A 25,637-nucleotide genomic window follows, 5' to 3' on the forward strand; every position below is an offset into this window, starting at 1 on the left:
GCCCTCTCCCACAAGGGGAGAGGGCGATGCGACGGGCAGCGCTATGCGCTGTTCGGCGGCTGGCCGGTTTTTTCCCTCTCCCCTTGTGGGAGAGGGTGGCTTCGCGAAGCGAAGACGGGTGAGGGGTTCTCTCGACATCGCAGTCTGCCAATCGAGACCCCTCACCCAACCGCGTTTGTATCGACTGACGGTGCTGCCCTCTCCCACAAGGGGAGAGGGCGATGCGACGGGCAGCGCCATTTTACTCGTCATTGCCGGGCTTGACCCGGCAATCCATCGAATAAGGAAGCTCTTTACGCGAAGGAGATGGATGCGCGGGTCAAGCCTGCGCATGACGAGTGAATGTCTGGCGACATCGAACGTCAATTCACCCCTCATTCCGCCGCCTCCGCCACAGCCGCTGTCCCGCGTCCGAGATCCACCACCCTCAGTGTTGTCCGAATGCGCTGCGTGGTGCCGTCCTGGAAGCGGATCACCGTGTCGATCGGGATGTCGCGCTTGCCGCCGTAGATGGCGTCGATGATATCGGCGTATTTTTCGTTAATGACGCTGCGGCGGACTTTCCGGGTGCGTGTCAGCTCGCCGTCGTCGGCGTCGAGTTCCTTGTACAGCAACAGGAAGCGCGAGATGCGCTGCGCCGGCGGCAATGTCGCGTTGACGGTTTCGACTTCCTTTTGCAGCAGCGCGTAGACTTCCGGCCGCGAGGCGAGATCCGTGTAGGTGGTGAACGAGATGCGGTTCTTCTCCGCCCATTTCGAGATGATCGAGTAGCGGATGCAGATCATTGCCGCGAGCGCCTCGCGGCCGGCGCCGAGGACCACAGTTTCGGCGATGTAGGGCGAGAATTTCAGCTTGTTCTCGATATATTGCGGTGAGAAGCGCTCGCCGCGTGAGGTTTCGGCGAGGTCCTTGATGCGGTCGATCACCACAAGCTGCTTGTTGGGATTGAAATAGCCGGCATCGCCGGACTGCATCCAGCCGTCCTTGATGTCGGCGGTGGAGGCGTCCGGGTTTTTGTAATAACCGAGAAACATGTTGGGGTGTTTGACGACGATCTCGCCGACGCCGTGAATATCGGGATTGTCGATGCGGATTTCGACGCTGTCGGCCATAGGTACGCCTGTCGTGTCGGGATCGACCTCGCCGGATGGATGCAGCGTATAGGCCCCGAGCAATTCAGTCTGGCCGTAAAGCGTGCGCAGCGGCACGCCCATGGCCTGGAAGAATTTGAACGTATCGGGTCCGAGCGCCGCGCCGCCGGTGGCCGCCGAGCGCAATCGCGTGAAGCCGAGGCGATCGCGCAAGGCGCGAAACAGGATCGCATCGGCGACCACAGAATGCTTGCCGCGTGCCAGTGCCGACAGACCGGTCTTCATTCCAAGTTCGTAGAGGCTTTGTTTCAGAGGGGAAGCGTCCATCACGCCGGCGCGGACATCGGCGGCAATGGATTCCCAGACCCTTGGTGCGAACAGCACGAAAGTCGGCGCGATCTCGCGGAAATCGTTCATCAGGGTGTCGGGCTGTTCGACGAAGTTGACCTTCATCCGGCACAGCAGGCCTTTGCCGAGCACATAGACCTGCTCCATGATCCAGGGCAGCGGCAGCACCGATACGTATTCGTCATCGGGTCCCTTCGGGTCGAACGCGAGATATGTCGCGCAATGCCGCAGGACGCGGCCCGCTGCGAGCATCGCCAGTTTCGGATTGGCTGTCGTGCCTGACGTGGTGCAGAGGATCGCGACATCCTCGCCCTTGGTCTGGTCCACCAGCGCGTCGTAAAGGCCGGGCTCGCGCGCGGCGCGGTCGCGCCCGAGGCTGGCGAGTTTGTCGGCCTCCATCAGACGCGGATCGTCATATTTCCGCATCCCGCGCGGATCGGAATAGACGATGTGCTTGAGGTTCGGCGCGCGGTCGGCCAGCGTCAGCAGCTTGTCGACCTGTTCTTCGTCCTCGGCGAAAACTAATTTCGCTTCGCCGTAGCTCAGGAGATACGCGGCTTCCTCGTCGAGCACGTCGCGATAGAGCCCAAGCGACATCGCGCCGATGGCATGGGTCGCGATCTCCGCCGACACCCAATCCGGCCGGTTGTCGCCGATAATACCGATTACATCGCCGCGGCCGAGGCCGAGTTCGACCATGCCCAGCGCAAAATCATGCACGCGGGTCTGATAGTCATTCCAGGTGAACACCCGCCACAGACCAAAATCCTTTTCACGCAGCGCGATCTCGCCGCCGTGTTCTTTGGCGTTGAGGCGCAGCATTTTTGGATAGGTGTCGGCCTGCGCGGCGCGCCCGGCATAATCCATCATGCCGCGGACTCCGCAGGCGTCGTCGTATGTGCCGGTGCATCGTCGGGATCGACCAGGACTTCGTCCTCTTCGCCGAGATAGGCGCGCTTGACATGGGGATCGGCCAGCACAGCGGCCGGGTCGCCCTCGGCGATTTTGCGGCCGAAATCCAGCACCATGACGCGGTGGGAAATATCCATTACCACGCCCATATCGTGCTCGATCATCATCACGGTCATGCCGAACTCTTCGTTGAGATCGACGATGTAGCGCGCCATGTCCTCCTTTTCCTCGAAGTTCATGCCGGCCATCGGCTCGTCGAGCAGGATCAGTTGCGGCTCCAGCGCCATCGCGCGCGCCAGCTCGACGCGCTTGCGCAGGCCATAAGGCAGCGTGCCGGCGGTGGCCTTGCGCACCGACTGCAGGTCGAGGAAGTCGATGATCTCCTCGACCTTGCGGCGATGCTCAAGCTCTTCGCGCCGCGCGCCGGTGAACCAATAGAGCGATCCGGTGATGAAATTGTTCTTCAGCAGGTGATGCCGCCCGACCATGATGTTGTCGAGCACGCTCATATGGTGAAACAGCGCGAGGTTCTGGAAGGTGCGGCCGATGCCGAGCCGCGGCCGGGCATTGGGATTGAGCGCGGTAATATCCTGCCCGCGATAGAATAAATGGCCTTCGGTCGGCCGGTAGCGGCCCGAGATGCAGTTAACGATCGAGGTCTTGCCGGCGCCGTTGGGGCCGATGATCGAGAACAGCTCGCCTTCGTTGACGCCAAAGCTGACTTCGGTGAGCGCACGCACGCCACCAAAGCGCAGTGACACCCCGCGCACCTCCAAAGCGTAAGCCACCTGTTCCTCCAGATACGGCGCTTGACGCGCTCTTTATCCTTGTTGCCATCGTGTTGCCGATCCTACATCGGCAGCCACCTGTAAGCCATCCGACTAACGAAGCGCTCGCGCACCCCGCGATCCCGCGTTTGTCGTGCGCGGGGTGGTCCTCCATAGGGGAAAGCGATAGTTTGAAATGTCTTGTGCCTGACAATTGGCCGGCCAAATTTTCCTGGGCCGTCGCATCCTCGGTTCCCTGCGGCAATAGGCCCCGGCGGCGTTGAGAATAATTGTTGCGGCGCAACAGGTTATAAGGGGGCTTTGGGTGCGCGGACGACGGTCAACGGCAGCATGATTGCGCCGGATTCCCTTAAACGCATTGCGTTCTGGTCGCGTGAGCTCGGCGAACGCGAGATCGAAGTCGCGCGCGCGGGGATTGTCGAAAAATCCTACCGCGCCAATGAATGCATCTTCGTGCGCGGCGACCCCTTCGAATACTGGACCGGCGTTGTCACGGGATTGGCCCGGATGGGCATCGTGTCGCGCGGCGGCAAGGCCACCAGCTTTGCCGGTTTGACCGAAGGCGCCTGGTTTGGCGAGGGCAGTGTGCTCAAGAACGAAGCAAGGCGTTACGACGTGGTCGCGCTACGCGATACGCGGCTGGCGCTGATGGACCGCGCGACCTTTCTGTGGCTGTTCGAGAACAGCGTCGGCTTTAATCGCTTTCTGGTCGGGCAGCTCAACGAGCGCCTCGGTCAGTTCATCGGCCTGCTGGAATATGGCCGCACGCTGGACGCAACCGCGCGCCTGGCGCGTTCGATCGCCTCGCTGTTCAATCCGATCCTCTATCCCGGCCTGACGCGGCATCTGGAGATCACGCAGGAGGAAATCGGCGCGCTCTCGGGGATATCGCGGCAGAACGCCAACCGCAGCCTGAAGCGGCTTTCGGACGAAGGCCTGCTGCGGCTCGAATATGGCGGCGTAACGATCGTCGATCTCGACCGGTTGCGCAGCTACGGCGAGTAGCCGAAAGCAGGGCAATCCCGCCGCTTTTGGTGCCGGATTTGACCGGGATTCAGCCGAAACTCCCTGGGGCCTTGGGATTAGACTTCACTGGGGTCGAATGCTAGAGCGGGCGCCGCCGATGGGGCGCGGTTTGGCCGGTTCGGCGGGGCTTTCGAGGCGGTCCGGGACGCGGTATGGGAGAAGCTATGGCGGTTCAGGATACCAAACGGCGCGTGGCGCTGCTCACCGGCGTCACCGGGCAGGACGGCGCTTATCTCGCCGAATATCTGCTCGGCCTCGGTTACACCGTCCATGGTGTCAAGCGGCGCTCATCCTCGTTCAACACCGCGCGCGTCGATCACCTCTACGAGGACCCGCATTCCGGCAATGTGCCGTTCCTGCTGCATTATGGCGACATGACGGATTCGACCAATCTGATCCGGCTGATGCAGCAGATCCGGCCGACCGAGATCTACAACCTCGCCGCCCAGAGCCATGTCGGCGTCAGCTTCGAGAGTCCCGAATATACCGCCAATGCGGACGCGCTCGGCGTGCTGCGCCTGCTCGAGGCGATCCGGATTCTCGGCATGGAAAAGGAGACGCGGTTCTATCAGGCATCGACATCAGAGCTGTATGGTCTCGCGCAGGAGGTGCCGCAAAAGGAAACCACGCCGTTCTATCCGCGCTCGCCTTACGGCGTCGCCAAGCTCTACGGCTACTGGATCACGGTGAACTACCGTGAGGCCTATGGCATGTTCGCGTCCAACGGCATCCTGTTCAATCATGAGAGTCCGATCCGCGGCGAAACTTTCGTGACGCGCAAGATCACGCGCAGCATCGCGCGCATTGAGACTGGCCTGGAAGACACGCTCTATCTCGGCAATCTCGCAGCGAAACGCGACTGGGGCCATGCCAAGGATTATGTCGAGGGCATGCATATGATCCTGCAGGCGGACGAGCCCGACGATTTCGTGCTGGCGACGGGTGAGACCCGCTCGGTGCGCGAATTTGTCGAACTCGCCTTCGCCGAGGTCGGCCGCGGCATCGAGTGGCGCGGCAAGGGCGTGGACGAAACCGGCGTCGACAAGAAGTCCGGCAAAACGCTCGTGCGCATCGATCCCGTCTATTTCCGTCCGACCGAAGTTGATCTTCTGGTTGGCGACGCCAGCAAAGCGCGCCAGAAGCTCGGCTGGAAACCGAAGACCAGCTTTGCGGATCTGGTGAAAGAGATGGTGGCGGGAGATCTCGCGATTGCGCGGCGGGAGGTCGCCAATGGCAAACACCCCGTTTGAGCTCAAGGGCAAGAGCGTCTTCGTTGCCGGGCACAAGGGGATGGTCGGCGGCGCGCTGGTGCGCCGGCTGGCGCAGGAAAATGTCGCACTGCTGACGGTCGGCCGTAGCGAGGTCGATCTGCGCGATCAGGCCGCGGTATTCGCATGGTTTGCAAAGAACCGCCCGCAGGTGGTGTTCCTCGCGGCGGCGAAAGTCGGCGGCATCATCGCCAACAACACGCTGCGCGGCGAATTCATCTACGATAATCTGATCATCGCCACCAATGTGATCCATGCCGCCCATGTCAATGGCGCGCAGAAGCTGATGTTTCTCGGATCGTCCTGCATCTATCCCAAGCTCGCACCGCAGCCGCTGCGGGAGGATTCGATGCTGACGGGGCCGCTTGAGCCGACCAACGAACCCTATGCGATTGCCAAAATCGCAGGGATCAAGATGGTCGAAGCCTATCGCAGCCAATATGGCTGCGACTTCATCAATGTGATGCCGACCAATCTGTACGGGCCGGGCGACAATTATCATCCCGAATACAGCCACGTCGTGGCCGCGCTGATCCGCCGGTTTCACGAAGCAAAGCTGTCCGGCATCACCAACGTCGTGGTCTGGGGCACCGGCACGCCACGGCGCGAATTTCTCTATGTCGACGATCTCGCCGATGCCTGCATTCGTCTGATGAGGGATTATTCCGGCGACGAACTGATCAATATCGGCACTGGCGAGGATATCACGATCGCCGAATTCGCGCGGGTGGTTGCCGCTGCGGTCGGTTACACCGGCGATATCAGCTTCGACACCTCAAAGCCCGACGGCACGCCGCGCAAATGGCTCGATGTCAGCCGCCTCGCTAAACTCGGCTGGCGCGCGCGAACCTCACTCGAGGATGGCATCAAGCTGGCCTATAAGGCGTATCTGAGCGAACATCACGGCTAGAGCTTTGGCCGGAGACGGCGAGACCTTGCTCCCTCGCCCCGCGGGCGGGCGAGGCGAAAGCACCATCCGAGCTGTGGAATTCGTCGCACCTGTTGCAAAAATACGGCAGACTGCGGAACCGGCAATGCTACGGTTCTATCTTTCGGGATGGGGTTGTCGGGGTTGTCGTGAAGAGATTTCTTGCAGCTATAGCCACATTAGCCGTGTTCAGCGCTCTGAGTGCTGCAGGCGCCGCTGACTTGCCGTTAAAGGCGCGGCCGAAGCCGCCTCCGGCGCCGGTCTGGTGGACGAGCGCAGAGGCGCTGGCGTGGTCGGTGAAATCGACACCGTTGCCGCCGCTGTTGACCACTTTTACCCTTGGCAGTCTGTCGGCCACCACGGGGTTTGGCGGCGCGCTTGGCGTTCCCGGCACCACGGTGCTGTCGCCCGATCATCTCGGATACGGCGTGTTTCCCGGCGGCCGTCTCACGCTCGGCCGTTGGCTAGACTTCGATCCGCGGTATGGCGTGGAGGCCAGCGGTTTCGGGCTCGGCAGCCGCAGTGCCGGCTATTCCGTTATTTCCGGCGGCTCGCCTTCGCTGCGCGTCCCGTTCAATAACGTGTCGCCGGCGGGGCTTGGTTTTCCGGTGGGCTCATCTTCCTTCGTTCTCGCCGATCCCGGGTTTGCCAACGGAAGCCAGTTCACCAAATCGTCGCTGCAATTCTGGGGCATCGAGGGCAACGGCCTCTACCGCGTCTACAGCAAGGACACGCTTGGCGTATCGCTGCTGGCCGGCGTCCGTTATCTCGACTTGCGCGAGGGGCTGTCGATCGTCAGCACCGAGGTCCAGACAGGAGGGGCCACCAACGGCACCTATATCGGCACTGACAATTTTTCGACCCGAAACCAGTTCGTCGGCGCTCAGGTCGGTGTAAAGGCCCAGCAGCAATTCGGCCAGTTCGATGGATCGCTTCTGGCCAAGGTGGCGCTCGGCGATAATTATCAAAGCGTGTCGATCAACGGAACTTCCTCGACAACAGGTTTCGGATTGCCCGTGGGCGTTATCCCCGGCGGCATTTTTACCCAAAGCACGAATATCGGCCAGCAAAGCCGTAACCAGTTCGCCGTGGTGCCCGAGGCGCAGGTACAGCTCGGCTACAGGGTGACCGGTGCGTTCAGGATTTTCGTCGGCTACGACTTTCTGTACATCAATAACGTCGTGCGTCCCGGCAATCAGATTGACACCACGCTCAACCTCTCGGGCAATAGCAAGATCTCCGGCGTAACGCCCGCAACGCTGGTGGGCGCGGCGCGTCCTGCGCCGCAGATCAACGGCTCGGATTTCTGGGCCCAGGGTGCTAAGGTCGGCGCCAGCTACGCGTTTTAAGCGGATGTGAGGTCAGGCGCGACGTGATGCAAACATTTCTTCGGTACGTCGCGCTGCTCTGTCTGGTCGTTCTCGGCCATACGCCTGCGTCAGCCCAAACCGCCGCGCCGGTAACCTTCATGACTGCTGGCGAGGGCAGTGCGTTCCTGCCTTATGGGCAGGGCATCGCAACTTATCTCGCGTCCAAGGGCATCACAGTCGACATCAAAAAGAGCGCCGGCTCCAACGAGAACCTGTCGGGCGTCGATGCATCGGCGACATCAATCGGTACCGCGTTCATCGGCTCGGCCTATGACGCGGTCAGAGGGACGGGCTGGGCCAACGGCCACAAGCACGCCAATGTGCGCGCGCTGTTTCCGATGTACGAGACCTCGTTCCAGGTCGCCGCGCTGCGCAAGAGCGGAATCAAATCGCTCGTCGGTCTCGACGGCAAGAAGGTCGGCGTCGGCCCTGCGAACGGCCCGGCCGAAGTGTTCTTCCGCGCCGCCGCCGCGGTTGCGAACATCAAACCGGTCATTGTCAACGGCGATCCAGCGGCGCTTTCAAAGAGCCTGATGTCGGGCGACATCGATGCGCTGTGGCAGGGCGCTGTCGTTCCGATTCCGTCGCTGGTCGAAGTTACCGATCACGCCGATGCTATCGTGTTCGGACTCTCCGGCACGGAACTCGAGGCGATGCTGGAGCGATTGCCGCAACTGTCGGCAACCATCATTCCGGCAGGCACCTATCGTGGCCAGACCGCTAAAATCAGAACTGTAGCGGCATGGAATTTCGTGATTGCCAATAAAGACCTCCCGGATGAGGTGGCCTACGCGATCACCAAAGCCGTGCTGTCGGCAACGGATCCGAAATCGCAGATTTATCCCACCGCGGCCGGCACGCTGGCCCGCAACGCGATCTGGAATCGCGTGGTGCCGTTCCATCCCGGCGCGAAGCGGTTCTATGACGAGGCCGGCACCAAGCTGCCGCGGCCCTAACGGCCGCAAAGCCCGGGAACATTAAGGGCCAAGGCTGAAGGCGCACGATAAAAGGTCAATTTAGCCTTGGAACTGCGCAAAGGTTGTAATCCCGTGCCTGAGTAGCCACCTTATCGGGACAGGGCAGTCGGAACCGCTTCGTAGCGTTCCCGAAGCGCGCCACTTTAGCCTCGCCAAATCTTAATCACGGTATCGACCAACGGCATATCACCTCGATATGCGCGTTATGGGTCAGGACAGCCTATGGCTATCGAACATGCCGCCGTGCAGGCCGTGCGCAAGCCGTGGGGCGTCAGCGATCTCAGGCCATGGAGCGACATCGATGGTTCCGCCGGCGCGGTTGGAGAATTGTGGTTTCACCGGTCCGATCAAGCCGCGCCGGTCAGCGCGTTGTTGCTCAAGCTCCTGTTTACCAGTGAGCCATTGTCGATCCAGGTTCATCCCGATGATGCCTTTGCACGCTCGGTAGGTCTGCCGAACGGCAAGACCGAAGCATGGTACATTCTATCGGCGACACCGGCTGCGCAGGTCGCCGTTGGATTGAAACAGCGTCTCAGCCCCGAACAATTGCGCGCGTGCATCGCGGACGGTTCGATCGCCGATCTCGTTCAATGGCGGCCGGTCGTCAAGGGCGATGTCGTCATTGTCCCTGCGGGCACTATCCACGCGATCGGCGCGGGCATCGTGCTTGCCGAAATTCAACAGCACAGCGATGCGACATACCGCCTGTTCGACTTTGGCCGGCAACGCGAACTGCACACAGATAAAGCCGTGGCGGTTTCCGATGCAGGGCCTGTGCAGATTCAACCGGGTTCGCGGCGTCTTTCTGCCGAGCGAACGCTGCTCATCGCCAACCCCCATTTTGTGCTGGAGCGGATTGATCTGGCGGCAAACACAAGCTGGGCCGTCGCGACCGATCGGGAGACGTGGTTTCTGGGGCTCAGTGGCCATGCGGCAATCGGGCTTACCGCGGCATCGGCCGGCGAGGCGATCTTCATGGACGACGATCGTGCCAGCATCGAGGTCGGTGCTGATGGGTTTAGCGGTCTGATCGCCTATCCGGGACCGGATGCACTTCCTTGCTTGCTGCGGGATTTGGCCGGACACTCCATCGAATTGTTTCCTCTTTTGCCATTTGCAGAGATCGAGGTGCGACCGTGACACCAATCCGTCGTATCGCCTTTATCGGCAATTCGCTGCCCCGCCGTTGCGGGATCGCAACTTTCACAACGCACCTTCAGCAGGCCATCGCGGCATCGCATCCCGCGCTCGAAACATGCATCGTTGCGATGACCGATCACGGTCAGGTTTACGATTACCCCTCGACGGTCGCACTGCAGATCGACGCCGACGATATTGATGCCTATGCGCGCGCAGCCAACTTCTTGAACGCCGGCCGCTTCGATACGGTTTGCCTGCAGCACGAATTCGGAATTTTCGGTGGCGTCGCCGGCGCCCACATCCTCGTGCTGCTGTCCGGCCTCACGATGCCGGTGGTGACAACGCTTCATACCGTGCTGGCCGAGCCGTCCGCGGCACAGCGCGCCGTGTTGATGGGAATCGTCGAAGCGTCGTCGAAGATCGTCGTGATGGCCGGCAAGGCCCGCGAGCTGCTTCGCAGCGTCTATCACGTGCCGGACGACAAAATCGAAGTCATCCCCCACGGCATTCCCGATGTCGCGTTCGTGACGCCGGATGCGGCCAAGGCCCGGCTCGGCTTCGCTGGAAAGCCGGTTATTCTGACCTTTGGCCTGTTGTCTCCCAACAAGGGCATCGAGGTCATGATTGACGCGATGCCGTCGATCCTGCAACGCCGGCCCGATGCTGTTTATGTCGTGCTCGGCGCGACCCATCCCAATCTGGTCCGGGAGCAGGGCGAGGCCTATCGCGAAAGCCTGATGGTGCGGGTGCGCGATCTGGGTGTCGAAGGCCACGTCGTGTTTCTCGATCAGTTCGTGGATCAGGCCACATTGCTTGAATTCATTTCGATGTGCGACGTTTACGTCACGCCCTATCTCAACGAAGCCCAGATGACGTCGGGTACGCTGGCCTACAGTTTCGGTTTGGGAAAGCCGGTTGTCTCGACGCCCTATTGGCACGCGCGCGAGTTGCTGGCGGATGGTCGCGGCGTGCTGGTGCCGTTTGGCAACGCGTCGGCAATCGGAAACGAAATCGCGGCGTTGCTCACCGACGACGCCCGGCGGCAGGCGATGTGCGAGCGCGCCTATGCGGTCAGTCGCACCATGACATGGGCGCGCACCGCCGAGCGTTACGTCGCCGTGTTCACGAGCGCGCGGCAGGGGCATTGGCTCAAGATTATTCCACGATCCGGCAAGACGATATCTCATCAGCAGAGCGCCGCCGTGCCTGACATGCAACTCGGTCATTTCCTGTCTATGTGCGACGATACCGGTCTGTTTCAACACGCGGTGCATTCGGTGCCCGATCGCGCCCATGGTTATTGCGTGGACGATAACGCTCGCGCGCTGCTGTTAGCCTGCGCGCTGAACAATCCGGGCGAAGCGCGGCTTCCGGAGGTTCTGACCGCCCGCTTTGCCGCATTCGTGCAGCATGCCTGGAATCGCGACACCAAGCGATTTCGCAACTTCATGGGCTTTAATCGGACCTGGCTTGAGGCCAGCGGTTCCGAAGACAGCCATGGGCGAACATTGTGGGCGCTCGGCGAGTGCGCACGGAGGGATGCCAGCCCGTCACGACGCCTGTGGGCCTCCGCGCTGTTTGCCGAGGCGTTGTCAACTGCAGAGACGTTTAGTTCACCGCGCGCCTGGGCGTTCACGCTGCTGGGGCTTAGTTCCTATTGCGCCGTCACGTCGGACGATCTTCGCGCCCAGGAAGTTCGGCGATTGCTGGCCGACAGGTTGATCGCCGGTCTGGCTGCGGTCGAGACGCCCGATTGGGTGTGGTTCGAGGAAGGCTTGGCGTATGACAATGCGCGCCTGTCGCAGGCGTTGATGCTGACGGGCATGGCGACGCAAACGCCTGCCTATGTCGATGCCGGATTGCGGTCGCTGCGCTGGCTGATGAGCCGCCAGACCTCACCGGAGGGCCATTTCCGGCCGGTCGGCACCGCCGGCTTCGGTGAAATCCGGCAACAACCGCGCGCCTTCGATCAGCAGCCCGTCGAAGCCACCGCGACCATCGCCGCCTGCCTGACGGCGTGGCGGGCGAATGGCGATGCCGAATGGGAAGTTGTCGCAACCAATGTTTTCGCCTGGTTTCTCGGCAGCAACGATCTGTCGGTGGCGCTGGTCGATCTGCACAGCGGAAGTTGCCGTGACGGATTGCATCCCGACCGTGCTAATGAGAATCGCGGCGGCGAGTCGGTAGTGTCCTATCTTCTCGGTCTTGCCGATATTCGCCAGCTTGCTCGCGTTAATATCGGCCCGGCAAAATCTCCCATACTTGCCGCCGTTGGCGCCTGAATTTCATTCGCACCTACATCGAGCCGAGGACGCCTTGTCGCAACCCACCTTCCTGAACCGGCAGGCGCTCTATCTGCGTCCCGACCCCGCGCGGGTCATCGTGCGTCCTTTCAAGCCGGCGACCGAACCGCGCGATCTCAACCCGACCGACAAGACCCGCGCTAACCATATTGTCGATCGGGTGCTCGCGCTGGATTCCGAGGCCGCGGCGAACCAGCTTGCCGACGTGCTGGAGAATTTTCTCGGCCGTCATCGCAATTTGCTCGAGACGTTCGAGGCCCGCGCCGACGAAATGGAAGAGGCTTTGGCGGCTCACGGCAGTTTTTCCAAAGTCCAGCGCCAGCTGATTGGCGCCTATTTTCTCAATGAATATTCCTTCGAAGCTTCAGCCTTGTTCAATCCCAGCATCGTGCCGCACCCGGACCAGTCCGGCGTGCCAACAGGCGCCTTGCGCTTCATCCTCAGCCTGCGTGCCGTCGGCGAAGGGCATGTCTCATCGCTGACGTTTCGCACCGGAACTGTCGCAGCAGACGGCAGCCTTGCCGTCGATCCGACGGCTCGGCTCGCATCATCTCCCCGAATTGGATATCGGATCACCGGACCGATCGGCGACGAGGTCGAGGTTGTCTTCAAGCCTGACGAAGATATCAGTGAACGCATCATCTTTCCGATGACGGAATCTCAGTCGCACGGCATTGAAGACGCCCGCTTTGTCGAGTTTCACGATGGCGGCCGGAAAACCTATTATGCGACCTATACCGCTTACAGCGGCGCCGCGATCCGCTCGGAACTAATCGAGACCAGCGATTTTCTGTCGTTTCGAATGACGCCGCTGCAGGGCGCGGCCGCCCACAACAAGGGCATGGCGCTGTTTCCCCGCAGGATCGGCGGCAAGTACGCCATGATCGCGCGGCAGGATAATGAGAACCTCTATTTGATCTATTCCAGCGATCTTTACCGATGGGACGGCGGTCAGGCGATTCTGAAGCCGGAATTTCCCTGGGAATTCGTGCAGATCGGAAATTGCGGATCGCCCATCGAACTCGACGAAGGCTGGCTGCTGCTGACGCACGGCGTCGGCCCGGTGCGCAAATATTCCATCGGTGCGGCGCTGCTCGACAAGAATGACCCCTCGAAGGTGCTTGCGCGCTCGCGCGAACCGCTGCTGCGGCCTGAACCATCGGAGCGAGAAGGCTACGTTCCCAACGTCGTCTATACCTGCGGCGCCATGCGGCATAATGACGAGATTATTTTGCCTTATGCGGTCTCGGATACGTTCTCGAATTTCGCGACCATCAAGATTTCGGCCTTGATGCAGGCAATGCGGAATTGATGGCCGGTCGCTGAACCCAAGATGCTGAACCCAAGACGCTGTAATTCAAGACGCCGGAATCCAGGATACAGCCGTGTCGTTGACTGCCCGAACAAGCCGCGCAGTCGTCGTTGAAGGTCGCCGAACGCGCCCGTTGTTACTTCTTCTTGCCTGTACCGCTATTATTCGGCTGCCAACCCGGCGCTCCGCCCTTTTGGCTCGCCGCCGCGGCTATTGTCTTGATCTTTTCTTTCTTCGGCTTCTTGGTTTCCCGATTACCCTTTTGCTCGCCTTTAGGCATGTCGCTCTCCTGCTGGTTGATGGTTCAGTCTCGTGTTGTACTTCGATCGTTTCAGTTGCAATTGTTCATCGGCTACATGGTTTCATAATGTGCCGCTCGCTCGATCGCGTCGTCGATTTCGCCGGCCAGTTCGTCCTCACCGATCCCATGAAGGCTGATGGCCAGTTGCGAGGCTTGTTGCGCGTCCATCGACAACGGTTCGAAATCGTCATAGGCGAATTTGATGCGCCAGATCCCTTGAGGGCTTCGATGCGGCTCGATCAACAAAATGGGCTGATCCAATAATCCGTTGTTAAGCAACAGCGCATGCAAGGGGACCATCACGGCATCGCGTCGAATTCTGAGGGCAGTTGTCCCGCGCGAAAGAATACCTTCGGCTGATCGTCATAATCCCCGGTCTCGGGATCGGATGTCACCGAGAAGGCCACGACACCCAGATGGCTCAAGGACAGCCGCTCGGCGGTGCGGCGAGCGCCATCCGCCGACCGGCAAGGAACCGGCGTGCTGGCTTTCAAATGTCCGCCCTTGCCACTGTTGAAGGCCTGGACGAGGAAGGTCGTCTCGGTGGTCATAAGGCCAGCTTTCGCGGTGCAAGACCGCTTTCAAATCATCAGGCGATCGTGCGAATCGATTACGCGCCAATTCCGCAGCAATAGCGAGTAAAATACGTATCGATCGAACTTGGTTGGATGCCTCTAAAACTGGAAAGATCGCCGTTGACATCGTGGCGTCGCTGGCGCGGGGTCTGTTCAGGAGAGACGATGTGGCTGAGTTATCTCAATTTTCGATCGTGACCTATGAGCGCCGGCCGGGACAGTGGCGGGCGGCGATCACGCCCAATCGGCAGTCCGGCGGTTTCATCCTGGGCAAGACGACATCCAGCTTCGTAACCCCGGATGATTTCGCTTCCGAGCCGGAAGCCAAATCGGCGGCGGAGAGGATGATCCGGAAACTGTAGAGGGCGGCCTCAAACCGCCGCCGCCAGCGCCTTTATTTCCGCCACCAGCCAAACCAGCGGCGCCTGGGCGGTTTCGTCATTTCCTCGACGACTTTGATGCCGGCCTGTTGAAAATCGATGACCGTGCGTCTGCCGGTGCGGGCACACCTGATCAGTTCATCCGCAATTTGCTTTCGCAGTTCGTTGCTGTCGTGCTCGGCAGGGATTTTCTTGCAGACATAATCGAGCGCCGCCGTCATGTTGGCTATCGTGCTCTGATCGAACTCCGTCAGCATTTCTCGGCCTCTCGATTCCGGTCTGTCTGAATTACGCGCGGCGCTTTATGTCAGCGGGGGAAAAAGTCGTGGGTTCTCGCGACGCAATTGTGGCGGCCCAAAAGTTTCTGGCGCAAAACTATCCAAACGGGAAACCCGGCGGAATCCGTATTTACGCGGGCATTTCAAAAGCAAATTTCAGGCTGCGAACGGCTGCCGGGCCCATCTGGCTGCACGCGGGAGTTGATGCTCCGGCGCTCTCTCAAGCCTGGGCTTCGACGGATAGCGGCTTTATTTGGCTTTCTTGCCGAGCGCGGTCGCCATGGCCGATATCAGCGGCTTCATGAAGAAGGCGTCATTGGCCGGATAAATGTCGGTACGCAAACCATGCGCGTTCAATTCGTCCGACACCACAGGCCCGACCGAGGCGATCGGCGTGCGCTCCAGTCCTTCGCGCAACCGTGCCTCGCAACCGTGCTTCTGCGCGACCTCGAGCAGGCGGCGGACCTGGCCTGAACTCGTCAGCGCGATCGCATCGATACGGCCGTTGGCCATCTCGTCGATCGCGGTGACGATATTGGTGTCGGCGGCCTGCGCATCGTAAACATAAGGCAATACCGGATCGAGTTCGGCGCCTTGCGCGGTGAGGGCGCCGGTCAGCGCGCTGTGATCCTTGTCGGGATAAAGCTGCAGGCCGACGCGATGTCCCCGCAGATCCACGCGCGACAGCATCTCCGCGATGCCCTCTGAAGTCGGCTTCTCCGTCGTGACTTGCGGTTCCAGCCCGATTTCGCGCAACGCCCGGCCGGGCTTCGGCCCGCGCGTGAATTTTCGGGGCTTTGCGACGGCGGCAATGAAATCCGCTTCGACATCGATCCGCCGCGCAACCTTGAGCAGGCGGCGCAACCCTTCACCGGTCATCAGCACCAGATCGTCGAAGGGGTTATCGATCGAGCGGCGGATCCAGGCCTCGATCGGTGCCGGATCGGGCGCGTCGTGGATGGTGAACATCGGACATTGCAGCACATCGGCGCCCTGTTCGCTGAGCAGGCGGGAAAACTGTGCTTCCTCGCGCGTTTCCAGGATCAGGATGCGGTACCCGTTCAGTCTCTCAGCCATTATCTTGCAGCCATGATTCCGTGCTAACGCCGATTGCTCGCTGTTTGTTCATCATGATCTTATCGCCGGGATTGGCGCAAGGCGGCGGCGGATGATAGAGCAGGGCGCAGATCGCCGTTCCCCTTCATCGCCCAAAATGTAGCCAAGCCCGCGCCATGCCCGACCATCACTTCGTGTTGACATTATCCTGTCCGGACCGCCCCGGCATCGTTTCCCAGGTGTCGACGTTCCTGGCCCATAACGGCCAGAACATTCTCGACGCCCAGCAGTTCAACGATGTCGAGACCGGCCACTTTTTCATGCGGGTGGTGTTCAATGCCGCCGATCTCGCGGTCAATCTGAGTTCGCTGCAGACCGGCTTCACCGCGATCGCCGACCGCTTCGGCATGGATTGGCAGATGCGCGACCGCGCCAGCCTGCGCCGGGTGATGCTGCTGGCCTCGCAGTCAGATCACTGCCTCGCCGATATTCTCTATCGCTGGCGTACCGGTGAACTCGAGATGATCCCGACCGCGATCGTTTCCAACCATCCGCGCGAGACCTATAGCAATCTCGATTTCGGCGACATTCCCTTTCACTATTTGCCGATCACGAAAGAGACCAAGCGCGAGCAGGAGACGGCGATCTGGGATCTGGTCGGGCAGACGAAGACCGATCTCGTGGTGCTGGCGCGCTATATGCAGATCCTGTCGGACGAGATGACGGCGAAACTTTCAGGCCGTTGCATCAACATCCATCATTCGTTCCTGCCCGGTTTCAAGGGTGCGCGGCCCTACCATCAGGCGCATGAGCGCGGCGTCAAGCTGATCGGCGCCACCGCGCATTACGTCACCAGCGCGCTCGATGAAGGTCCGATCATCGACCAGGACGTCGAGCGCATCAGCCACCGCGACACGCCCGAAGACCTCGTCCGCAAGGGCCGTGACATCGAACGCCGTGTGCTCGCGCGCGCGATGCGGCATCATCTGGAAGACCGCGTGATCCTCAACGGCCGCAAGACCGTGGTGTTCATGGATTGAGGCGGTCGGCGCTATTACCACTTCAATCGCTTCATCCTTCGAGACGGCGCTTTGCGCCTCCTCAGGATGAGGACCGAGCCAGGCCATGGTCTCAAACCCTCATGGTGAGGAGCGCGTCTTCGCGCGTCTCGAACCATGAGGCCACGGACGAGGCGGCGAGTCGGAAAACGCCCTAATGCACCGGGTCCAGCGCCATGGCCGACGCATTCGAGGCCGATGACGACGGCGAACCTGGCTTGGCGGTATCGGTTGCGACCGCAGGCTCGAGGCGTTTGCGTTCGCGTTCCTCCATGTACCTGTCGTACTCCGGCGTGCCGCGGCGCGGCGGCACACCTTCGGGCAAGCCGCCGGCCCAATGGGGAATGCTGTCGACGACCCCGGTTGTGACCTTTTCGTTGATGCTCGCGCAGCCGCTGAGGGCAAGACCCGCGAGCGCGAGAGCCACGAGTGTGACGATATGGTTTGAATTCACTGGCATCGGCAGAACGTTATCTGGCCTTCAAACAAGATGGATTTAGGGCTGCCCGGCTCGCCTGGTTTCTCTGATCGGCCTCCGAACGGCCTTCGAGCAATCTTGGAGCAATCTTGGGCCTGAAATCGAGGGCAGCCGGGCGAATGGAACTTCGCGGATATTGTCAGGGAAATCTCTCTGAATTCACAATGGAAGGGGCCGTGTCTCCGACCGTTTCTGGCCATTCCTTGCCCGCTCTGTGGGTTGTCCTGCAAGGGTGCGTTATTGTTGACAGGACCAATTTATTTGTACATTTGTACAACAACGAGGTTGGGCGCTGCCCGTCGAACAAGGTTCGCCGCTTGAGGTGTCATGATACCAAGAATTGTTTCTTGGTTGCTGCGACAACCGAAGCGTCGCCGGACCTGTCGGGGCGGTGCGCAGGTCACGCCCATCGTCGCGATTGACAATGCCGCGGGCTTGAGACGCCATGCCGCGCCCAGACACGGCTGAAAAATCCGGGTTAGGGTGAGGCAAAGGGCCGGGGGACTCGGCTCAATATGTGAGACCGATCAGGGGAGGGTGTGGATGTTCGTTTCTAAAAAATTATTGTCGCGGACCGCGGCCGGAATGGCTGCGGCGGGCGTGCTCGCCCTTGCAGCGGCGCTGTCGCCTGCCAGCGCGCAGGAGAGCGTCAAGATTGGCCTGATCCTGCCGATGACCGGCGGCCAGGCCTCGACCGGCAAGCAAATCGATAACGCGATCAAGCTGTACATGCAGCAGCATGGCGACACCGTCGCCGGCAAGAAGATCGAAGTGATTCTCAAGGACGACGCGGCATTGCCCGACAATACCAAGCGTCTCGCCCAGGAATTGATCGTCAATGACAAGGTCAATGTGATCGCGGGCTTCGGCGTGACGCCGGCTGCGCTGGCGGCGGCGCCGCTGGCGACGCAGGGCAAGATCCCCGAGGTCGTGATGGCGGCCGGCACCTCGATCATCACCGAGCGCTCGCCCTACATCGTGCGCACCAGCTTCACGCTGGCGCAATCCTCCACCATCATCGCCGACTGGGCGGTCAAGAACGGCATCAAGAAGGTCGCGACGCTGACTTCGGACTACGCGCCGGGCAATGACGCGCTGAATTTTTTCAAGGAGCATTTTACAGCCGGCGGCGGCGAAATCGTCGAAGAGGTCAAGGTGCCCCTGGCCAACCCCGACTTCGCGCCGTTCCTGCAGCGCATGAAGGACGCCAAGCCCGACGCGATGTTCGTGTTCGTTCCGGCCGGGCAGGGCGGCAATTTCATGAAGCAATATGCCGAGCGCGGGCTCGACAAATCAGGCATCAAGGTGATCGGCCCCGGCGACGTGACCGACGATGATCTGCTCAACAACATGGGCGACGCGGTGCTTGGCACCGTGACCGCGCATATCTACTCGGCCGCGCATCCCTCCGCGATGAACAAGGAATTCGTCGCCGCCTACAAGAAGGCTTTCGGCTCGCGCCCGGGCTTCATGGCGGTCAGTGGTTATGACGGCATCAACCTGATCTATGAAGCGCTGAAGAAGACCGGTGGCAAGACCGAGGGCGACGCGCTGGTCGAAGCCATGAAGGGCATGAAATGGGAAAGCCCGCGCGGGCCTATTTCGATTGATCCGGAAACCCGCGACATCGTGCAGAATGTCTACATCCGCAAGGTCGAGAAGGCCGACGGCGAACTCTACAATGTCGAGTTCCAGACTTTCGAGGCCGTCAAGGATTCCGGCAAGACGAAGAAATGAGGGCTGATCTAACAGCAGGCCTCATCCTGAGGAGCCCGCCTCTTGCGGGCGTCTCGAAGGATGAAGCCGTGTCGAACGGGTGTCCTCGTGCTTCGAGACGGCCCTGCGGGCCTCCTCAGCATGAGGGCTTTTCTCGATGACCACGCTCCTCACCATCCTGTTCGACGGCGTCGCCTACGGCATGTTGCTGTTCGTGCTGGCGTCGGGGCTTGCGGTGACGCTGGGGCTGATGAACTTCGTCAATCTGGCGCATGGCGCGTTCGCGATGACCGGCGGCTATGTCTGTGCCGTACTGGTCAACCAGGCCGGCTGGCCGTTCTTTGCGGCGCTGCCGCTGGCGTTTGTGGTTAGCGCCATTATTGGCGTGGTGCTGGAGCGGGCGCTGTATCAGCACCTCTACACAAGAAGCCATCTCGATCAGGTGCTGTTCAGCATCGGACTGGTGTTCATGTCGGTGGCCGCGGTCGATTACATCATGGGATCGTCGCGAATTTTCATCAAGCTGCCGGCCGCCCTGGAGGGGCAAATCGATTTCTTCGGCATCGGCATCGGCCGCTACCGGCTGATGATCATCGTGATCTGCGGACTTCTGACCGCGGCGTTGCAATTGATATTGGCGCGCACGCGGTTCGGCAGCCGGTTGCGCGCGGCGGTCGACGATCCGCGCGCCGCCAGCGGGCTTGGCATCAACGTGCCGCAGGTGTTCGCCTTCACCTTTGCGTTCGGCTGCGGCCTTGCGGGACTTGGCGGCGCGCTCAGCGCGGAAATTCTCGGGCTCGACCCGTACTTTCCGCTGAAGTTCATGATCTACTTCCTGATCGTGGTCACCGTAGGCGGCTCTTCCAGCATCACCGGGCCGTTCCTGGCGTCGCTGTTGCTCGGGATCGGCGATGTCGCCGGAAAATACTATGTGCCTAAAATGGGTCCGTTCGTGATCTACACCATCATGATCGTGATCCTGATCTGGCGTCCGAACGGCCTGTTCGGCCGCAGCGCGACCCGGTGAGTGCGGTCATGAGCGCGCCCTCCGATGTCGGACAAGTCGCCAGGCTGCACGCACGCTGGCACTGGAGCGAGATCGCGTTCTGGATTCTGACGATTGCCTGCGCGTTCCTGTTTCCCTCCCGCTTTCTGATCATGACCGACATCGTGCGGCTGGCGTTGTTCGCGCTGTCGCTCGATCTCATTCTCGGCTACGCCGGCATCGTGTCGCTTGGCCATGCGGCGTTCTTCGGCGTGGGCGCCTATTGCGCGGGATTGCTGTCGTTGCATGGCATCATCAACGAGCCGGTGATCGCGCTCATTGTCGCTGGTCTCGCCGCCACCTTGATCGGCTTTCTCACGAGCTTCCTCGTCATCCGCGGTGTCGATCTCACGCGGTTGATGGTGACGCTCGGGATCGCGCTGCTGCTGGAGGCGCTGGCTGAACGCTTCTCCAACATCACCGGTGGCACCGATGGACTGCAAGGCATCGAGATGCAGCCCATTCTCGGTGTCTTTGCCTTCGACATGTTCGGCAAGGTCGGCTTCTTTTATTCGCTCGCGGTATTATTCGCATTGTTTCTGCTGGCGCGGCGGATCGTGCATTCGCCGTTCGGCCTGTCGCTTCGCGCGATCAAGAACAACCCGCTGCGGGCTGCTGCGATCGGCGTCCCCGTCAACCGCCGCCTGATCGCGGTCTATACGCTGGCGGCGTTCTATGCCGGGATTGCTGGCGCGCTGTTCACCCAGACCACCGCACTGGCCTCGCTCGATGTATTTTCGTTCGAGCGCTCGGCCGATCTGATGCTGGTATTGGTGATCGGCGGCACCGGTTATCTCTATGGCGGGCTGATCGGCGCCGTCGTGTTCAAGATGCTGCAGGAGTTCTTCTCGAGCCTGACGCCGCAATATTGGCAATTCTGGATCGGCCTCGTGCTGGTCGTAATCGTATTGCTTGGCCGCGACCGCCTGCATCGCTGGGCGCTGTGGTTGCCGAACTTGATCGTCAAACAGTTCGGCGGCGCCAAATCCGTCGTCGCCGTTTCCGAAAGCGATGCGCCATGACGATCGCGCTGGAAACCAGGGGACTGGAGAAACAATTTGGCGGCCTCAAGGTCACGCGCGATCTGTCGCTCAAGATCGAGCAGGGCGCCCGCCACGCGTTGATCGGCCCCAACGGCGCCGGCAAGACCACCGTGATTAATCTTCTGACCGGTGTGCTCAAGCCCAATGCCGGACGCATTCTGCTGGAAGATCACGACATCACCGATTTGCCGGTGCATCGCCGCGTGCTGCGCGGCCTGTCGCGCACTTTCCAGATCAACCAGCTCTACCCCGATTTGACGCCGATCGAGACCATTGGCCTTGCGGTGGCGGAACGGCTGGGTAGGGGGGCCGACTGGTGGCGGGTGATGGGTACGCGCGACGACGTCAATGACGAGATCGCGGAGAATCTCAAGCGTTTCCATCTGCTCGATGTGATGAACGAGCGCACCGCGACGTTACCTTACGGAAAGCAGCGCCTGCTCGAAATCGCGGTCGCGATCGCGACCAAACCACGCGTGCTGCTGCTCGACGAGCCCGCCGCCGGTGTTCCCGAAAGCGAACGCCACGATATTCTCGCCGCTGTGGCCGCGCTGCCGCGCGACGTCACGGTGCTGCTGATCGAGCACGACATGGATCTGGTGTTCTCCTTTGCGGATCGCATTTCGGTGTTGGTCGCGGGCGCGCTGCTGGTCGAGGGCGCGCCGGACGAAGTCGCGCGCGATCCCCGGGTGAAGGCGGTCTATCTCGGCGAGGCCGCCGATGTCTGATTTGCTCACCATCGAGGGCTTGCGCGCCGGATACGGCGAGGCGGTTGTCTTGCCCGGCATGACGCTGCGGTTGCCGGAGAGCCAGGTGCTGGCGTTGCTCGGCCGCAATGGCACGGGCAAGACCACGCTGATCAATTCGATCGTCGGGGTGACCCGGCGTTTCGGCGGCACCGTCAGCCTCGGCGGTCTGGACATCACGCGGATGCGGCCGGACCAGCGGGCGAGGGCGGGCATCGGCTGGGTGCCGCAGGAGCGCAATATTTTCCGCTCGCTCACCGTCGAGGAGAACATGACCGCGGTCGCGCAGCCGGGGCCCTGGAGCGTCGCGAAGATCTACGAGATGTTTCCGCGGCTGAAGGAACGCCGCAACAATTTCGGCAACCAGTTGTCCGGCGGCGAACAGCAGATGCTGGCGATCGGCCGCGCGCTGACGCTTAATCCGAAAGTGCTGCTCCTGGACGAGCCGACCGAAGGTCTGGCGCCGATCATCGTCGAAGAACTGCTTAAAGCGCTCGGCACCATCACCCGGGCGGGCGGCATCTGCTCAATTATTGTCGAGCAGAATGCCCAAAAGATTCTGGGGCTCGCGGACCGTGCTGTGATATTGGAGCGCGGAGCGATCGTTCACGACGCGGCCAGCGCCACGCTGAGGGCCGATCCGGCGGCACTTGAGCGGTTTCTGGGCGTGGCTGCGAAGGTGGTATGATTTTTCGTCATTCCGGGGCGCGCGTGAGCGCGAACCCGGAATCTCGAGATTCCGGGTCTGGTCCTTCGGACCATCCCGGAATGACGTTGGGAATTCTCAGGGAGTAGAAACCATGCAAAGAACAAAAGCCCCTTTCCGCGCCGATGAAGTCGGCAGTCTTTTGCGCCCAGCGAAAATCAAGGAGGCGCGCGCCAAACTTGAGAAAGGTGAGATTTCAGCCGACGACCTGCGCAAGGTCGAGGATATGGAAATCGAAAAAATCGTGCACCGGCAGGCTTCGGTCGGATTGAAGCTCGCGACCGACGGCGAATTCCGCCGCTCGTGGTGGCATTTCGACTTTCTGTCCAAGCTGACCGGCGCCGAAATGTTTCACCCCGACGAGGGCATCCAGTTCACCGGCATCCAGACCCGGCACGAAGCGGTGCGCGTGATCGGCAAGCTGGATTTCCCCGACGATCATCCGATGCTCGCGCATTTCAAGTTTCTCAAGAAGCAGTGCGACATCGCGCATGTGACGCCGAAGATGACGATCCCCTCGCCGGCGGTGCTGCATTTCCGTGGCGGCCGCAAGTCGATCTCGAAAGAGGTCTATCCCAACATCGAGGTGTTGTTCGAGGATCTCGCCAAGACCTATCGCAAGGCGGTCAAGGCGTTCTACGACGCCGGTTGTCGTTACCTGCAGTTCGACGACACCGTGTGGGCCTATCTCTGCTCGCAGGACGAGCTCAACAAGGTGCGGGCACGCGGTGAAGATGCCGATCATCTGCAGGAGATTTACGCCCGCATCATCAATTACGCGATCGCCGAGCGGCCCGCCGACATGACCATCACCACGCATGTCTGCCGCGGCAATTTCCGCTCGACCTGGATTTCATCCGGCGGCTATGAGCCTGTGGCGGAGACCCTGCTGGCCGGCACCAATTACGATGGCTACTTCCTCGAATATGATTCCGAACGCGCCGGTGGTTTCGAACCGCTGCGCTATTTGCCCCAGGGCAACAAGGTCGTGGTGGTCGGCGTCATCACCTCCAAAAGCGGCGCGCTCGAGAAAAAGGACGACATCAAGCGCCGGCTGGAGGAAGCCTCCAAATACGCGCCGCTGGATCAGCTCGCGGTCTCGCCGCAATGCGGCTTCGCCTCCACCGAAGAAGGCAACATCCTCACGGAAGATGAGCAGTGGGCCAAGCTGAAGCTCGCGGTCGATGTCGCGAACGAGGTGTGGGGGAAGTAATTCACCCAACGGCGAGGTCGCGCAACGAACTCCGGCCTCATCCTGAGGAGCGCGCACTTGCGCGCGTCTCGAAGGATGGCTGCAGGCAGAGTGCCAGATGATTCGAGACGCGCGCGAGCGCGCTCCTCACCATGAGGGTTACTTATTCGCGGCTTGCTACAGCACATTCTCGCCCTTGTCCGCGCCTCATCAGCGGTCTATCGCCACCTATTCCGCGAGCGAAACACGGGGCGATCTTCTCATCAGAAGCATGATGAGCGCGGAAAGGGAAAACACCAGGATGCCGCCCATCAAAGCCGGCATATACGTCCCCGAGGTGTCTCGGACATGTCCCGTCAGGATACTGCCAATTCCGCTGCCTGCAGCAAAGAACGCCAGTTCACTGCCGTAGATCGCACCATAGGAGCGCAATCCGAAATATCGCGCCACCAGGAACGGCAAAATATCGATTTCAGCACCGGCCGAAAATCCGATTAACGCGGCGGACATCGCCGTCGTCGCAATTGGCGAAATAGGTTGGAGAAGCAGCAGGCCGCAGACCAGAGTCGGAACAAAGAGCGCGGCAGAAGAAACGACAATCGGATCGAAGCGGTCAAGAAGAGTTCCGATGAATATACGCCCGCACAGCATCGAGAGCCCAATGATGGCGAACATCCGTCCGGCGACGACCGGCTGTACGCCGGAGTCGATCGCGAGCGGAACGAAGTGAACGAGAAACGAGCCCATCCCCAGCACCGAGAGAAATATGCTGCTTCCGATGATCCAGAACTTTGGATCGTGGGTTGCTTCAGAGAAGCTGGCCCCGCTCGTCTCGATAGGTGCCTCTCCGGCATTTGCGATTTCGCTGTCGTGGCGTTCCTTGAAAAACAGGAAAGCGACAGGGATTGTCAGCAAGGATACAGCGCCAAGCGCGAGATACCCGGATCTCCATCCGAAGTCCGCGATGACGACGCCGAGCGTCAAGGGAGCAAGCAGTGCTGCGAAAGCTGTCCCCGTCAACGCGAGGCCGAGTGCCTGACCGCGATTGCGCTCAAAAAACGTGCCGACGGCGCGGGTCCATACGATCCCGCTTGTTCCGACCGCACCAACAGACATCACAAACCAGATGCCGTAATAGAGCGTCAATGAAGCATTCATCGCTGCGAGTGCGCAAAAACCAAGCGTCAGCGACATTAAAGAGGCAAGCGCGACGCGTCTAACGCCGAACCTGTCGCATAACCCGCCGATAAAGGGAGCCGCGCAAATCGTTGCCAGATTAATACAAGTCGACGCGCCCGATATCTGTGCGCGCGTCCAACCCAGATCGGCGTGAAGCGGCGCCATGAACAGGCCGATCGTCAAGATAGGCAACCCAAGCAGACCAACACCAACGCCGAGCGCAGACGTCATGATGACGAGGCAGCCGTCGCGACCACCTTCCGCTACCAAACGATTTAAGAATTTTCCGATGTAGCCTGCGCGCGCGATCCGAGATTCAGCATTCACCGCAGGTGCTCCAGCGCGAGGCGTCCGCTTTGCCGCCCTGTGTTCCCGGTACATATATATACATATTGTAGTTATGTGTTGGAGGTGTCAAGCA

Annotated in this window: 25 protein-coding genes; 16 read left to right on the forward strand and 9 right to left on the reverse strand. The window is 60.9% G+C overall.

Going from position 1 to position 25,637, the window contains the following annotated elements; translation table 11 throughout:
- Positions 1–374: 374 nt before the first annotated feature.
- Positions 375–2,309, reverse strand: coding sequence for a long-chain fatty acid--CoA ligase (locus HB676_RS30145; RefSeq protein ID WP_213742137.1), 1,935 nt, complete (start codon positions 2,307–2,309; stop codon positions 375–377).
- Entirely contained in the window at positions 2,306–3,139 is an 834-nt protein-coding gene (locus HB676_RS30150) for an ATP-binding cassette domain-containing protein (RefSeq protein ID WP_213742138.1), read from the reverse strand. Before HB676_RS30150 ends, HB676_RS30145 begins: the two co-directional genes overlap by 4 nt.
- Before the next feature lie 330 nt (positions 3,140–3,469).
- On the opposite strand from HB676_RS30150, the gene HB676_RS30155 reads away from it, so the two are divergent.
- From HB676_RS30155 to HB676_RS30190, 8 genes are all read left to right on the forward strand, one after another.
- Complete coding sequence (locus HB676_RS30155; RefSeq protein ID WP_213742215.1) at positions 3,470–4,144, forward strand: Crp/Fnr family transcriptional regulator; 675 nt, start codon at positions 3,470–3,472, stop codon at positions 4,142–4,144.
- A gap of 185 nt (positions 4,145–4,329) precedes the next feature.
- Positions 4,330–5,415, forward strand: a complete 1,086-nt coding sequence (gene gmd / locus HB676_RS30160; protein ID WP_213742139.1) for a GDP-mannose 4,6-dehydratase — start codon at positions 4,330–4,332, stop codon at positions 5,413–5,415.
- Entirely contained in the window at positions 5,396–6,343 is a 948-nt protein-coding gene (locus tag HB676_RS30165) for a GDP-L-fucose synthase (RefSeq protein WP_213742140.1), read from the forward strand. Before gmd ends, HB676_RS30165 begins: the two co-directional genes overlap by 20 nt.
- Positions 6,344–6,510: 167 nt before the next feature.
- Complete coding sequence (locus HB676_RS30170; RefSeq protein ID WP_213742141.1) at positions 6,511–7,710, forward strand: BBP7 family outer membrane beta-barrel protein; 1,200 nt, start codon at positions 6,511–6,513, stop codon at positions 7,708–7,710.
- Positions 7,711–7,736: 26 nt separating this feature from the next.
- On the forward strand, positions 7,737–8,687 hold the full coding sequence (locus tag HB676_RS30175; protein ID WP_213742142.1) for a TAXI family TRAP transporter solute-binding subunit: 951 nt from the start codon (positions 7,737–7,739) through the stop codon (positions 8,685–8,687).
- A gap of 243 nt (positions 8,688–8,930) precedes the next feature.
- Positions 8,931–9,848, forward strand: a complete 918-nt coding sequence (locus HB676_RS30180; RefSeq protein ID WP_213742143.1) for a class I mannose-6-phosphate isomerase — start codon at positions 8,931–8,933, stop codon at positions 9,846–9,848.
- Complete coding sequence (locus HB676_RS30185) at positions 9,845–12,130, forward strand: glycosyltransferase (RefSeq protein ID WP_213742144.1); 2,286 nt, start codon at positions 9,845–9,847, stop codon at positions 12,128–12,130. The genes HB676_RS30180 and HB676_RS30185 overlap by 4 nt, the downstream gene beginning before the upstream one ends.
- A gap of 34 nt (positions 12,131–12,164) precedes the next feature.
- Positions 12,165–13,463: a glycoside hydrolase family 130 protein gene (locus HB676_RS30190; RefSeq protein WP_213742145.1), complete on the forward strand. Its 1,299-nt coding sequence runs from the start codon at positions 12,165–12,167 to the stop codon at positions 13,461–13,463.
- Positions 13,464–13,599: 136 nt separating this feature from the next.
- Here HB676_RS30190 and HB676_RS30195 read toward each other — a convergent pair whose 3' ends face one another.
- From HB676_RS30195 to HB676_RS30205, 3 genes are all read right to left on the reverse strand, one after another.
- A complete protein-coding gene (locus HB676_RS30195) occupies positions 13,600–13,743 on the reverse strand; it encodes a hypothetical protein (protein ID WP_213742146.1) in 144 nt (47 codons plus the stop codon).
- 72 nt (positions 13,744–13,815) lie between these two features.
- Positions 13,816–14,055 (reverse strand): hypothetical protein, encoded by a 240-nt coding sequence (locus HB676_RS30200; RefSeq protein WP_249780535.1) that lies wholly within the window; start codon positions 14,053–14,055, stop codon positions 13,816–13,818.
- An 8-nt stretch (positions 14,056–14,063) separates the two neighbouring features.
- Positions 14,064–14,315: a hypothetical protein gene (locus HB676_RS30205; protein WP_213742148.1), complete on the reverse strand. Its 252-nt coding sequence runs from the start codon at positions 14,313–14,315 to the stop codon at positions 14,064–14,066.
- Positions 14,316–14,506: 191 nt separating this feature from the next.
- On the opposite strand from HB676_RS30205, the gene HB676_RS30210 reads away from it, so the two are divergent.
- Positions 14,507–14,701 carry a hypothetical protein gene (locus tag HB676_RS30210; RefSeq protein ID WP_213742149.1) on the forward strand — a complete coding sequence of 65 codons (195 nt, stop codon included), beginning with the start codon at positions 14,507–14,509 and terminating at the stop codon, positions 14,699–14,701.
- A gap of 32 nt (positions 14,702–14,733) precedes the next feature.
- On the opposite strand, the gene HB676_RS30215 is transcribed toward HB676_RS30210, so the two are convergent.
- Together HB676_RS30215 and HB676_RS30220 are read right to left on the reverse strand one after the other, a co-directional pair.
- Complete coding sequence (locus HB676_RS30215) at positions 14,734–14,940, reverse strand: hypothetical protein (protein ID WP_213742150.1); 207 nt, start codon at positions 14,938–14,940, stop codon at positions 14,734–14,736.
- A gap of 306 nt (positions 14,941–15,246) precedes the next feature.
- Positions 15,247–16,074, reverse strand: coding sequence for a uroporphyrinogen-III synthase (locus HB676_RS30220; RefSeq protein WP_213742151.1), 828 nt, complete (start codon positions 16,072–16,074; stop codon positions 15,247–15,249).
- A gap of 155 nt (positions 16,075–16,229) precedes the next feature.
- On the opposite strand from HB676_RS30220, the gene purU reads away from it, so the two are divergent.
- Complete coding sequence (gene purU / locus HB676_RS30225) at positions 16,230–17,093, forward strand: formyltetrahydrofolate deformylase (protein WP_213742152.1); 864 nt, start codon at positions 16,230–16,232, stop codon at positions 17,091–17,093.
- Between the two features lie 172 nt (positions 17,094–17,265).
- Here purU and HB676_RS30230 read toward each other — a convergent pair whose 3' ends face one another.
- Positions 17,266–17,571: a hypothetical protein gene (locus HB676_RS30230; protein ID WP_213742153.1), complete on the reverse strand. Its 306-nt coding sequence runs from the start codon at positions 17,569–17,571 to the stop codon at positions 17,266–17,268.
- Between the two features lie 561 nt (positions 17,572–18,132).
- Here HB676_RS30230 and HB676_RS30235 point away from each other — a divergent pair.
- The 6 genes from HB676_RS30235 (at position 18,133) to HB676_RS30260 (ending at position 24,058) form a co-directional block, all read left to right on the forward strand.
- Positions 18,133–19,326: an ABC transporter substrate-binding protein gene (locus tag HB676_RS30235; RefSeq protein ID WP_213742154.1), complete on the forward strand. Its 1,194-nt coding sequence runs from the start codon at positions 18,133–18,135 to the stop codon at positions 19,324–19,326.
- Positions 19,327–19,462: 136 nt separating this feature from the next.
- On the forward strand, positions 19,463–20,332 hold the full coding sequence (locus HB676_RS30240) for a branched-chain amino acid ABC transporter permease (protein WP_213742155.1): 870 nt from the start codon (positions 19,463–19,465) through the stop codon (positions 20,330–20,332).
- Between the two features lie 8 nt (positions 20,333–20,340).
- Positions 20,341–21,372, forward strand: coding sequence for a branched-chain amino acid ABC transporter permease (locus tag HB676_RS30245; protein ID WP_213742156.1), 1,032 nt, complete (start codon positions 20,341–20,343; stop codon positions 21,370–21,372).
- A complete protein-coding gene (locus tag HB676_RS30250) occupies positions 21,369–22,121 on the forward strand; it encodes an ABC transporter ATP-binding protein (RefSeq protein ID WP_213742157.1) in 753 nt (250 codons plus the stop codon). The genes HB676_RS30245 and HB676_RS30250 overlap by 4 nt, the downstream gene beginning before the upstream one ends.
- The gene (locus HB676_RS30255) at positions 22,114–22,827 is read left to right on the forward strand and encodes an ABC transporter ATP-binding protein (RefSeq protein WP_213742158.1); all 714 of its coding nucleotides are present in this window, start codon (positions 22,114–22,116) and stop codon (positions 22,825–22,827) included. The genes HB676_RS30250 and HB676_RS30255 overlap by 8 nt, the downstream gene beginning before the upstream one ends.
- A gap of 112 nt (positions 22,828–22,939) precedes the next feature.
- Positions 22,940–24,058 carry a cobalamin-independent methionine synthase II family protein gene (locus HB676_RS30260; RefSeq protein WP_213742159.1) on the forward strand — a complete coding sequence of 373 codons (1,119 nt, stop codon included), beginning with the start codon at positions 22,940–22,942 and terminating at the stop codon, positions 24,056–24,058.
- A 207-nt stretch (positions 24,059–24,265) separates the two neighbouring features.
- Here HB676_RS30260 and HB676_RS30265 read toward each other — a convergent pair whose 3' ends face one another.
- Positions 24,266–25,597, reverse strand: a complete 1,332-nt coding sequence (locus HB676_RS30265) for an MFS transporter (RefSeq protein ID WP_346347457.1) — start codon at positions 25,595–25,597, stop codon at positions 24,266–24,268.
- Between the last annotated feature and the right edge of the window lie 40 nt (positions 25,598–25,637).

Source organism: Bradyrhizobium sp. dw_411, from assembly GCF_018449695.1.
Classification (GTDB): Bacteria; Pseudomonadota; Alphaproteobacteria; order Rhizobiales; family Xanthobacteraceae; genus Bradyrhizobium.